This window comes from Streptomyces sp. SAI-135, assembly GCF_029893805.1.
In the GTDB taxonomy this organism is placed as follows: domain Bacteria; phylum Actinomycetota; class Actinomycetes; order Streptomycetales; family Streptomycetaceae; genus Streptomyces.
Window position 1 is genome coordinate 639,100 of record NZ_JARXYP010000002.1, and the last position, 12,362, is coordinate 651,461.

The 12,362-nt window shown below is 71.2% G+C and carries 8 protein-coding genes; 7 read left to right on the forward strand and 1 reads right to left on the reverse strand.

Translation table 11 applies throughout. The features are described from left to right. Nucleotides 1-7: 7 nt before the first annotated feature. Entirely contained in the window at nt 8-1,306 is a 1,299-nt protein-coding gene (locus M2163_RS07285) for a ThuA domain-containing protein (RefSeq protein ID WP_280893479.1), read from the forward strand. A 52-nt stretch (nt 1,307-1,358) separates the two neighbouring features. Here the strand turns inward: M2163_RS07285 and M2163_RS07290 are convergent, their stop codons facing one another. After that, nucleotides 1,359-2,198 carry an SDR family oxidoreductase gene (locus M2163_RS07290; protein WP_280893480.1) on the reverse strand — a complete coding sequence of 280 codons (840 nt, stop codon included), beginning with the start codon at nt 2,196-2,198 and terminating at the stop codon, nt 1,359-1,361. Between the two features lie 156 nt (nt 2,199-2,354). Between M2163_RS07290 and M2163_RS07295 the strand changes: the two genes are divergently transcribed. The 6 genes from M2163_RS07295 (at nt 2,355) to M2163_RS07320 (ending at nt 12,357) form a co-directional block, all read left to right on the forward strand. After that, a complete protein-coding gene (locus M2163_RS07295; RefSeq protein ID WP_280893481.1) occupies nt 2,355-3,245 on the forward strand; it encodes a helix-turn-helix transcriptional regulator in 891 nt (296 codons plus the stop codon). 223 nt (nt 3,246-3,468) lie between these two features. Then, on the forward strand, nt 3,469-4,401 hold the full coding sequence (locus tag M2163_RS07300) for an aldo/keto reductase (RefSeq protein WP_280893482.1): 933 nt from the start codon (nt 3,469-3,471) through the stop codon (nt 4,399-4,401). Nucleotides 4,402-4,537: 136 nt separating this feature from the next. Next, nucleotides 4,538-4,708: a hypothetical protein gene (locus M2163_RS07305; RefSeq protein ID WP_280893483.1), complete on the forward strand. Its 171-nt coding sequence runs from the start codon at nt 4,538-4,540 to the stop codon at nt 4,706-4,708. Between the two features lie 116 nt (nt 4,709-4,824). Continuing rightward, nucleotides 4,825-6,321, forward strand: coding sequence for a HEAT repeat domain-containing protein (locus M2163_RS07310; RefSeq protein ID WP_280893484.1), 1,497 nt, complete (start codon nt 4,825-4,827; stop codon nt 6,319-6,321). Nucleotides 6,322-6,589: 268 nt separating this feature from the next. Then, nucleotides 6,590-7,456 (forward strand): DUF4132 domain-containing protein, encoded by an 867-nt coding sequence (locus M2163_RS07315; RefSeq protein ID WP_280853691.1) that lies wholly within the window; start codon nt 6,590-6,592, stop codon nt 7,454-7,456. Beyond that, complete coding sequence (locus M2163_RS07320) at nt 7,453-12,357, forward strand: DNA-binding protein (RefSeq protein WP_280893485.1); 4,905 nt, start codon at nt 7,453-7,455, stop codon at nt 12,355-12,357. Before M2163_RS07315 ends, M2163_RS07320 begins: the two co-directional genes overlap by 4 nt. Nucleotides 12,358-12,362: the final 5 nt, after the last annotated feature.

Genomic DNA, 12,362 nt, shown 5'->3' on the forward strand with positions numbered 1-12,362 from the left:
CCAGAAGATGAGCTCCCTCAGATCCGACTCCACCCGCGCGCTCCTGCGGGTCCTGCTCCTGCTCGCCACAGTGCTGGGCCTCGTGACCGTGCCGCCCGCCGCACAGGCGAGCACCACCGCGACCCCGTTCAAGGTCCTCGCCCTCTACAGCGGCACCTACGACGCGGCGCACATCGACTTCGACAAGGAGGCGAACGTCTGGTTCCCGCAGCAGGCGGCTGCCAACGGTTTCACCTACACGGCCAGCACCAACTGGGACCTGCTCGCCAACGGTGGGGTCAACGCCTACCAAGTCGTCCTGTTCCTCGACGACCTGCCGCAGACGTCCGCCCAACGCTCAGGGTTCGAGGCGTACATGAGGGGCGGGGGCGGCTTCATGGGCTTCCACGTCTCGGCGTTCACGACCGACGCGGCCGGCTGGTCCTGGTACCACAACACGTTCCTCGGCTCGGGCAACTTCGCGTCCAACACGTGGGGGCCCACCGCGGTGACCCTGAAGGTGGAGGACCGCACGAGCCCGGCCACCGTGAACCTGCCGGCCACGTTCACCTCGTCGGTCAGCGAGTGGTACAGCTGGTCCAGGGATCTGCGGCAGAACCCGGACATCAGGATCCTCGCGTCGATCGACCCCAGCAGCTTCCCGGTCGGCACGGATCCCAACCAGTCCTGGTACAGCGGCTATTACCCGATCCTGTGGACCAACACGAAGTACCGGATGCTGTACGCGAACTTCGGTCACAACGCCATGAACTACACGACCAACACACGGCTGTCGTCGACGTTCGCGAGCGCGGCGCAGAACCGGTTCCTGCTGGACGGGCTCAAGTGGCTGGGCGGGGGCGGCACCACGACACCTCCCAGCGGCGACGAGATCTCCGAGACCGCCTGGTACACCGTGCAGAACAGTGGCAACGGCACGTGCGTGGACGCCCGTTCGGCGGCCACCGCGAACGGGACGGCGATCCAGCAGTACGCCTGCAACGGCACGACAGCCCAGCAGTACCAGTTCCGGAGCACCGACAGCGGATACCTGCGGATCTCCGCCCGCGCCAACCCCGCGCAGGTGATCGACGTGACCGACCGCTCGACGGCCGACAGTGCGCCGTTGCAGCTGTGGGCCTACTCCGGCGGCACGAACCAGCAATGGCAGCCGGTGCGCGCGACAAGCGGGCGGTACCACTTCGTCGCGCGGCACAGCGGCAAGTGTCTGACGGCCGCCGCAGCGGCGACGAACAGCGTCCAGCTCACCCAGCGGACCTGTGACGGTTCGGCGGCGCAGGACTTCCAGCTCACCGCACAGCCCTGAGCCACTGCGCGGCCGCACCATGCCGCCTCGGGGCGATCGGCCACGCCCTCGGTCAGACGCCCTCGGTGATGTCGGTCAGACCTGCAGTGTCGCGCTGGGCCTCGATCTCCGCCAGCCGCTCGGACAGGGCTGCCCGGAGGAACCGGTAGGAGTCGCTGCCCAGGACCAGTCGCAGCGGGGCGGGGCTCTGCTCCACGCTGTCGATGATGCGGGTGGCCATCAACGCCGGGTCACCGAGGGAAGGCCGGCTGCGATCCTGGGCTCCGCGGGTCAGGGCGGCCGGGGTGTCGTCGTACGCCGCCAGCGGCCTTCCCGTCTGGAGGCTGCCGTAGCGGAACTCCGTGCGCGCACCGCCGGGCTCGACGATGGTGACGCCGATACCGAACGGAGCGACGTCCTTGGCGGTGGATTCCATGAAGCCTTCGATGCCCCACTTGCCGGCGTGGTACATACAGGCACCGGGATTGGTGGCCTGGCCGCCGTAAGTGGAGATCTGGATGATCCGTCCGCCACCCTGCCCCCGCAGATACGGCAGCGCGGCCCGGGTGACCTGGATCGAACCGACCAGGTTGGTGTCGAGGACATGGAGGATCTGCTCGTCGGTGACCTCCTCGGCGGCGCCGAACAGGCCGTAACCGGCGTTGTTGACGATCACGTCGATCCGTCCCAGGTCGGCGAACGCCCGTCCGACGACGTCCTTCACGACAGGGGTGTCGGTGACGTCGAGGGAGGCCACCCAGAACCTGTCGCCGTACTTGGCGACGAGGTCGTCCACGGTCCCGGACCGGCGGATCGTGCCGGCCACCCGGTCACCTCTCTCGAGCAGCTGCTCGGTCATGTGCCGGCCGAAGCCGCTGTTGACGCCGGTGATGAACCAGGTGCGCTGTGTCATCGCGTGCTCCTTGACGAGGGAGGTCTCCTGCGCCGCGGAGTTACCTGCGACGTGCTCCCGATCCTGCGCCGGGACCGTGCGGTCAGGCAGTGCCCCCTCGTTCCAGGTAGTGACAGGGCCCCCTCACGGACACGAGTGGCGCGTTACCGTCGGAGCATGGGCACAGCAGACGGCCGCAACGTCCTGGGCGAGTGCCTACGGGCTCGTCGTGAACTCGTGCGGCCCGAGGAAGTGGGACTTCCTGGCGGAGGGATCCGGCGCGTACCGGGGCTGCGGCGGGAAGAAGTCGCGATGCTCGCGGGCATCAGCGCCGACTACTACCTCCGTCTGGAGCGCGGCCGGGACCACAATCCCTCGATCCAGGTGCTCGACGCACTTGCGAAGGTGCTCGGACTCGACGCCGACGGCGCCGCTCATCTCGTCGAGCTCGCCCGGCCCGAGTCCCGCCGCAGGCAGCCCCTCCCCCGCACCGAACGGGTCCCCGACGGTATCGCGATGCTGCTGGACACGTTCGCCGTGCCCGCGTTCGTACAGAACCGGTGCATGGACGTGCTCGCCGCCAACCGGGCGGCCGTAGCCCTGTCGCCGCACATGGCCCCGGGCGTGAACCGGCTACGGGCACTGTTCACCGATCCGCTCGCGCGTGAACTGCACATGGACTGGGAGCGGGGCACGGCCGGCGTGGTTGCGCAGCTGCGCGCCGCAGTCGGTGCCGATACGGATGACCCGCGCCTGACGCAGCTCATCGGTGAGCTGAGCCTGAAGAGCGAGCGGTTTCGTCGGCTGTGGGCCCGTCACGACGTCCGCCGCTGGGAGGGGGCCACCACCCGCCTGCGGCACCCGCAGGTCGGCGAGCTGCATCTGCGCCGCGAGAAGCTGGCGGTCACGGGATCCGACGGGCTGCTCCTCGTCGTCCACCACGCCGAGCCCGGCACTCCGTCCGCCACCGCACTCGCCCTGCTCGGCTCCCTGTCGGCCACCGAGCGGGAGACCACCGCGCGCGAGACCACTGAGGCGGCCCGTGTCGAGGACCGTCCCGTCCACTGATGCCCGCCCGCAGACCCGGCGGCAGCGCACATTTCCGTGACTCCGGCGCGGATGCATTCACATCCCACACTTCTCAATATCAGAACCAACAGCTGTTGGATTTCCAGATCGGCGATTTCTAGAGTGGGCACGCGACGTCGCACTGCACAGCGCACTCGCCCAAGGCGTCCGGGAGGAGTTCCGAGCTCCGTCCGAAGCGTTCACGTCACAGCGAAAGAGTCACATGAAGACCTTCATTCTGCCGGGCACCGACATGGTGGTCCCCAACGTCGTCCTGGGACTGATGCGCATCCAGGACATGACCGACGAGGCCGTGCGCAAGCTCGTGAACACCGCGCGCGACGCCGGCATCACGTTCCTCGACCACGCCGACGTCTACGGCACGGACGACCACGGTTGCGAGCGTCGCTTCGCCGAAGCCATGAAACTCAGCCCGTCGGAGCGCGAGCAGTTCGTCATTCAGTCGAAAGCCGGCATCGTCAAGGACGGGCCGTACTTCGACTTCTCCTACGACCACATCATCGAGTCCGTTAACGGCTCACTCCAGGCACTGGGCACGGACTATCTCGACATCCTGCTTCTGCACCGTCCCGACGCTCTCGTCGAGCCGGAGGAGGTGGCCCGCGCCTTCGACGAGCTGTCGGCGGCAGGCAAGGTGCGCGCCTTCGGTGTCTCCAACCAGACGCCCCGACAGCTCGACCTGCTGCGCAAGTACGTGACGCAGCCCATCGTGGCGAACCAGCTCCAGCTGTCGATCACTCACGCCCCGATGATCGCGCAGGGCGTCGCGGCGAACATGCAGGATCTCGATCAGTCGGTCGTCCGTGACGACGGAATCGTCGACTACTGCCGCCTGCACGACATCACCGTTCAGGCATGGTCGCCTTTCCAGGCCGGATTCTTCGACGGCCCGTTCCTCGGTTCCGAGCGCTTCCCCGAGTTGAACGCGGTGATCGACCGGCTGAGCGACAAGTACGGCGTGCCGGCCGAGGCGATCGCGGTCGCCTGGATCACGCGCCACCCCGCGCAGATGCAGGTCGTGCTCGGCACGACCACACCGGAGCGCGTCACGGCCGCCGCACTCGGCTCCGACGTCCCGCTCACCCGATCCGAGTGGTACGAGCTGTTCCGCGCCGCCGGGTACAAGGTTCCCTGAGGTCCCGTGTCGGCCGACGCCCCCCGGTCACAGCCACGACGCCCTGCCATATCGCTTGGTCGCCCGGCTGAACAGATCTACGATCTTGCTCCATGGTCACCGCGAGAGTGATCCTCACCGGGGGGCGAGAGCCGTGATGTACCACGCGATCGGCATCTTTTTGATCATCGTCGTAGCGCCGCTCGTGGGCCTCGCCGGCAACGCGATGGCCGACAACGTTCACGAGGGCGCCGGCCGCACCGTCTCGGTCGGCGGGGTCCTGGCGGTGCTGGGCGTCGCCGCGTGGTTCATCGTCCGCAGCTTCTGAGGGCCGGCTTCAGCCGATGAGTTGATCTCGCCCCTGCACAGGGGCCGTGACACGGTTTCCGACTCGATGGCGCGCAACCTCCCGTCCGTTCGGCAGTCCTACTTCACGGGGTGCGTATGACGGCGGAACATCAGGTTGCCTTCTTCCTGCGGGAACTGGAGACGGGCGACACCTGGGGACGGGCCGCAGCCGCAAAGGGGCTCGGCAGACTCAGAACCACCGAGCACGCCACGGTGCTCGTCCGGGCGGCCGCCGACCCCGCGCCCGAGGTACGGGAAGGCGCGGCGGTGGGCCTGGGCAGGCTGGGGGTCTCCGCGGGCATGGCGGAGACCCTGTGCACGCTGATGGACGACGACGATCCCTGGGTGCGCAGACAGGCCTCTCTGGCGTCTCGCCGCCTCGGATTGCGCGATCGCGAAGTCGTGGACGCCTATGCGCGACTGCTCGGCGACCCTGACCATCACCTCCGGATCAACGCCTTGGACGCGTTGCGGGAGCTGGGCGTCCCCGGTGATGTTCCCGCACTCGTCAGGCTGCTGGGTGACCCCTTGGACGCCATCTGGGGTCGGGCGCGCGCCATGATCTTCGAGTTCGGGAAGAACCCGGACATCGAGGCGGAGGTGGTCCGCACGGCCCAGTGGGGGGCGGACTCCGCCCGGGTGCTCGCCCTGTACATGCTGCCGGACCAACACGTCGACCGGCTGCTGCCGTCGCTGCTGAGAGATCTGGCGGACGACCCTTCCACCGAGGTGCGCTGCGCTGTTGCTTTCCGACTCACGTTCAGGGGCCGGCCAGAGACGCAGGACGCGCTGTTCACCGCCCTGGAGGCGGAGCGGGAGCCGGCCGTGGCGACACAACTGCTGTTCCTGCTTGGCCGATCGGGGGACGAACGGCTGCTGGCCCCGGCCTCCCGATGGCTGAGCGACGAGCGGGCGGGACCGCCGGCCGCCGCTGCCCTGGGGTCCGTCGGCGGCAAGGTCGCCGCGCGGCTCCTGCGGACCCTTCTCACCGACCCGGCGACGACCCCCCGCACGCTCGCCGCAGCGGCAACGGCCTACGGCGACATGGGGAGATGGGACGCCGTCTGGCTGCTGCTGCCCCTGCTGAACCATGCCGAGCCCGAGGTGTGCGAAGGTGCGCTGCGCGGCCTGGACGCCATGGCCGACACAGGATTCCGGCCGTGGGAACGCACGGCGGTCGCCCGGGCTGTGGTGGCCCGTCTTCACGACAAACCCACCCTGGTCGGAGTGGCGGAGAGGGTTCTCACGGGCCTGTCGGAAGCCCTGCCCGGCCTGCGGGAACTGGTGGACCGGGCACCCTCCCCCCTTGTCCGATCCGCCGCGCTGTCACTCCTCGACCCGCACAATGCGACGGACGCCGACACCCCGCACGATCTGCCCCTTTTCGTGCGGCACTTGGACGACGTCGATACCTGGGTGCGCAAGACCGCCGCGGAGGGGATCGCCCACTGGGTGGAGGAGACCGGAACGCTCCCCCCGGACCAGGAGCGTCTGCACGACCGGCTCACGGCTCTGGACGCGGACCCGTCCGACTACGTACGCGAGGCCGCGGCCGAGGCTTTGCGCGCCCTGGAGCACCACCCGAAGAACTGACAGGAACGCTCACGGCGACCGACCACTGCCTGGCCGAAACCGCACGGCCGCCCATCCCCTCCGCACATCTTCCCGCGCCGCGCGAAACCCGTGGACACACCCCTTCAGCGCACCCGCGACACCGGACTGCGACAGCTACGTGACCCGCTACCGCCACCGATTGTCAGTGATCGCCGCTAACGTTCCTCACATCGTCGCACTGACGCCGGGGTGTCCCCGGCTGAACTGCGCTTTCTTCTTGCGGACTTGATGGCGAAGGCGGGGACTCGTGGGTTGGCTCTCGGCGGGTGACGGGTATGAAGTCGCCCTGGTGGACGGGCGGGTGGCGGCGCGTGCCACCTCGGGCAGGGCAGCGGGACGGCAGCTGAAATCGCTGCCGCGGGCGCTGCGCGACCATCCTGAGGTGGACCGGCTGCGGCGGTTCGCCGAATGGCTGGATCGGCACGCCACGGCATGCGTCGCTCAGGTCGACTCCTGGATGGTGTCGTCGCTCCCCGTCCCTACCGGCCTGCTGGCCCGGGTGTGGCCGGACGAGGCCTGGCAGTCGGCGCTGCGTGACCTCGCCGTGGTGGGCGACGACCCCGACGAGGTCGGTTTCCTGCGCGGGGCCACCGAGGACGGCGAACTGCGCGTGGTGAACCTCGACGGCGAGACGGTACGGCTGTCCCCGCGCACGGTCACACTGCCGCACCCCGTGCTGCTCCCGGACCTCGACGACATCCGTGAGTTCGCGGCGGAGCTGGGCATCGTGCAGCGCGTGGAGCAGATCCACCGCGCGACCTGGCAGCGCCCCGAGGTCATCGACCCGAAGGCCAGAGAGATACGGGAGTTCGCCGGAGGGTCCTTCCGTTCCCGTTTCGCCCTGGCCGCTCGGGCCAGTTCGCTCGGTTACCGCGTCTCGGGGGGCTACTCCACGGCCAGGGTCCGCGACGGCGGCCGCACCGTGGAGGCCAGCGTGTGGATCGGCGAGCCGTACTGGGAGGACACGGTGGAGACCGGTGGCCTCACCTGGCAGGACCAGGACGGCCGCGCCCTTCCGCTGCGGGAGGTGGGACCGGTGGCCTGGTCGGAGGGGATGCGGATGGCCGCGGCGCTCTACGCCGGGCGCACGATCGAGGAAGGCAAGAACGCATGAGCGGGGGGACGCAGGTGTCGTACGAGGAACTGCTGTCGGCGGGCGCGGTCCTGCCGCCGGACACCGAGGGGACGGGTGAGCAGGCGGTGCCGCTCACGGCGCGCGTCTACCGCCACCCGGGCCTCGACGAGCGTGTCGTGGTCCGGCTGGTCGCCGGTGAGCTGGGCGCCGCCGAGGACCTGGCGGCCGGCTTCCTCGGCATGGAGCCCGTCGAGGAGCCTGCCGTCGTGGGCCTCGGGCTGCGCCAGTCGCTGGGCTTTCCCGAGTGGGTGCTGGTGCACCACCCCGAGGACGGCCACCACGCCCTGGGTGTCGTCCCCGACCTGGAGCGGGCGGCCCGGCAGGCCAAGTCCCGCCCCAAGGCCGCGCTGGACGCCTACCTCGAACTCGGCCGACGGCTCGCCGCGTCGGTGCCGCACTTCCTGCCGACCTTCTACGAGCAGGCGGGCCGGGTGTTCCTCGCCGAGGAGAACGCCACCTACGCCGCCCAGCTGTTCACCCGCGCCCGCAAGGCGGAGGCCGAGCACGGACTGACCGTGGAGGAGGACCGCCTGGACGCGGTGTTCCTGGAGTTCGCCCTGGCCGGCGCGCTGCCGGTGAAGGTGCTCTCCGCATACGGCAAGGAACTGGCCTCCCGGGTCTCCGCGCAGGAGGCACTGGAGCGCTTCACCCGCCTGTGCCTGCGCCGTACCGCGGGCGGGCTGCCGCCGTCCGCTCAGATGGCCAACGACCTGCGCAAGCTCGCTCGCGCCGCCGGTCAGGACGCCGACCGGGCCGAGCAGGACTACCTGGCCGAGCTGCTGGGCCTGCCGGCCACCCTTCGTGCCACGGGCGGCTGGTGGAAGGGCCACCGGGGCGCGCTGGTGGCGCTGGCCGAGCGGGAACCGCAGGTACGCGGTGCCCTGCTGGACATGCTCCCGGCCGGCGGCGACGCGGACATGCCCGCCATGTGGCTCGAGGTCCTGGAGACGTCCGGCGCCACGAGGGGACTGTGGGACGACACTCTGCCCGCGCACCAGGGGCCGAGCGATGGCACCGCGGGCTGGCTGGAGCGCTTCCTGGCGTTCCGTGAGCGGGCCCGGTCCTGGCGCAGCTCCACCCGGATGCCGGAGCTGTACCCGCTGGTGGAGCGGGCGGCGGCCCGGCTGCGCACCGAACTCGCGGCGTCCGGGCGGGGGTTGAGGGTCACGCACGACATCGACCTGATCGACCTGCTGCTGTCGTTGGACGTGCCGGTCGCCGTTCCCGCCAAGGACCAGGAGCTGCCGCTGTCGACGTGGGCCATCGGGGACGGACAGCGGGAGCTGACCTTCCTCGGCGCCGACCCGCGGTTCCGCGACGCCTTCCTGCTCGGCGCCGACCGTTTCCACCAGGGCGACCAGGCGCTGCGCGCCATCCGTCTGCTGGCGGCCTCACCCGGCGGCCGCCCCTGGCTGACGGAGTGGGTCAGCAGCGTGGTGCGGCGCTTCACGGCCGTGGGCCTGCCCGAACTGCCCCATGCGCTGAACCGGCTCGGGTGGCTGCCCGCCGAGGCGCTGGCGCTGGCCGAGGACGACGTCCGCGCCGCCGTCGGCACCGACCTCGCGCCGGTGCTGGCCCGGACCCTGCGCGCCGGACTCTTCGACGAACTGGGCTGGCCCGCCTGGGAAGAGGCGACCGCCGAGCTGGTCGCCAAGGACCGGGTGGAGGACATCGTCGTCGCCGAAGCCTGGCCCCACCTCGTCGTGGCCGGTAAGGCCCAGGCCCGTGTGATCGGCGCCGACGGCACCGTACTCACGCACGACCTGCGACTCCCGGCGAACGACGTCTCGGGCGACCCGGGCTTCCATCACGTGGACGGTGAACTCCTCGTGTACTGGAACTCCCGCAGGGACGGTCTGCGCGGCTACTGGCACTCGCGCGCCGACCGCGTCGAGTCCCTCAAGGGCGGGCACGCCACCCGGGGCACCGAGATGGACTGGTACCGCGGCGACTTCCCGATCACACTGCCCCTGTCTGGCGGTGGCCGGACCACCGGTCGCGGAGCGGTGCACGCCGGGGACACCACCCTGCCCGACGAACGGCCGCTGCTCTTCGACGGATCGTCCTACTGGGTGTGGCACGCGGACTCCGAGGACCGGGCGGCACACGGCTGGTACGAGTACGACCCGGCCACCAACGAACGCGGGCGGATGAGCAAGCCCGCCTTCCTCGCCGACGCCCTGCGCGACGCCCCCGAGGGCAGCAGGTACGTGGGCGGCAGACTGCGGCTGTCCCCCACCCTCGAAGCCACCCCCACCTGCGCTCCCGTGGACGGCCTGGTCGGCCTGCGGGTGATCGAGCTGCCCGGCGGTGCACACCGCGCCGAGAACCTCGCAGGCCACCGCGTCATCCTGCCCGCCGGGGCCGGCGTGCCCGACGCGCTCATCGTCTTCCCGGGCGCGGACCGGCCCACCGCCCTCGTCCGCGACAACTGGCAGCTCCGCCTGGTCGACGCCGACGGCGTCCACACCGCCTGGGCCAAGACCGACCGCTCCCCCGGCGACTTCGGCAAGGGCACCCTGCTGCTGCCTCCCGTGCAGTTCTGGGAGTGCCTGACGGCCCGCGACCTTGAGGGGTCGAAGGCGCTGCGGGCCATCGACCGGGACACGGCCGCCGCCCTGCTCGCCGCCGCGGCCGACCAGGACGGGCAGGCGCTGACCGACGCCGTCCGCACCCTCCTCCCGGTCAGTCACGACGCGCTCGTGCACGGCATCGCCGGAGTCGCCCGCTACGCCGCCGCCCAGCAGGCCGTGCTGGACGCGGCGGCCACCCGGCTCACCCGCGCCCTGGAAGGCGGCCTGGAGGACGAAGGGCCGGCAGGACCGGCGGACACCGAGCTCATGGCGGCGATGAACGGCCTCGGCACGTCCCGCGGCTACTGGTGGAACCGCGACGACGAGTCCGACACCGTCTTCCGCGCCCTGCGCGTCCTGGCCCGGGCCACCGGACTCGCCGACACCGCACTGCCCGGCCTCGCGGACGCCCGCCTCCACCTCGACGGCCACCCGCTGCCCTCCGGACAGCCCGACCTGTCCACCTTGCTGGACAAGACGACGGCACTGGCCTACCGGGCCGCCTGCGCCACCACCGCCCAGGAGCACCGCGAGATCCTGTGCGCCCTCCTCGCCGAGTGCGACCGCCTCGGACTGACCCCGGACGACTCCACCGCCTGGCGGAAGGTCCACCTGCACCTGGAGGCGGCGCATCTGCGCACCACGGCCGGCGGGTGGCGCGACGGCTCCTGGAGCGGCGTGCTCCCGCTCGCCGACGGCGCCTTCCTCGCCGTCACGGGCCGCAACTCCCTCGACGACGACCACGCCTGCTTCACCGGCTACTTCCACGACCCGTCCGGACGCTTCGAGACACCCCGGCCCTACCAGACGCTTCAGTCGCGGCCGCTGGGCGAGAACCCGGTCCCCGGCCGGATCCGGACGTTCCTCGCCGAACTGTCCGAGCGCGGTCCGGCCCCCTGGTTCCCGGAGGCAGCCGAGGAGTTCTCCCGCCTCACCGGCGTGACCGAGACGGTGGCCCGGCTCGTCGTGGCCGGCCTGCCCGGGATCGACACGTACGAACGCAGCTTCCTCAAGCCCGAGACACGCACGCTCATCGGGGTGAAGGTGGCTCCCGCGGCGGTCGCCAAGGACGAACTGCACGGCGTCGACAGCGCGGTGCGGGCCGCCGTCGTAGGCGCGCTGCTGCCCGCCGAACCCGCCCGGCTGTGGACCGAGGGCCCGGACGTGGCGGCCGCCGCCGCGGTGTGGAACGCCAAGGTGGGCAAGCGGGTGGCCGTCCCGGAGGATCTCCTCGGTGACGCGATCCGCGCCTTCAGACACCCCTCCTGGCCGATCCGGCAGGCGCTGCCCGCCCTGCTCGACCCGGCCGCCTCCCCCCGGCTCAGCCGGGACCTCACCTGGGCGATCAGCGGGGACCGGGCCAAGCCCGTCGGCGACGACACGGAAGGGTTCACCGCGGAGACGCTGGTCGGCGCGGTCGGGCTGCTCGCCTGGCTCGCCCACCGGCTGCCCGCCGGCGACCCGGCCCGTGCCGCGCTGCCCCCGGCCCTCACCGCCGTACGCGAACGGCTCGCCCACCCCGGCCTCATGCTCGACCTTGGGCGTTACATCAGCCTCCCCGACTTCCGCAAGACCGCGGGCACCCCCACCGAGACCGGCCCCGGCTACGAGCGCTATGGCGCCGTCGTCCTGGCCACCCACGACGACCAGCCCGCCCCGGCCATCCGTGTCGACCTCCTCGACGAGACAGGTCAGGACCCCTACCTGCCGGCGGTGCGCCTCGACAGCCAGCAGCCCTACGGCGCCGAGGTGGCGCTGCGTCTGGTCCGTGACCAGAAGCTCGCGGCCCTGCTCGCCGACCCCGGTGAGCCGATCGCGGGAGACCGGGGCAAGGACGCCACCTGGTGGCCCCAGGACCCCAGCCGCTCGGTTCCCGATCTGGTCACCGAGGTGGCCAAGGAGCACGGGCTGGGCGAGGACGCCGCCACGCTCTATCTGATGCTGCTGGCCCTGCCCGACCCGACCGACCGTATGACGGCCCGGTGGACCGGCTGGAAGCCCGCACGGCTGAAGGCCGCGCGCGCCGAACTGACCACCACCGACCTCGTGGTGGAGGCCACCAGGACCCGGGCCGGCCGGTCGCTGTTCCTGCCCGGCGGCTGGGTGGAGCAGTCGGCCCCGCGGGTGCCGCTGGAGCGCTGGAAGCTGCCGCTGTTCGGCGAGATGAGCGACGAACACGCCCCGTTCGGCGTGATCGTGCCGTTCGAACCGGCCGCGGACCTGTTCCGCAGGGCGTGGCAGCGGGTCCAGGACGGCGACGCCCCCCGGTTCGAGGAGTTGAAGGTCCGGCGGGGCCGCCGCCGCTGACGCAT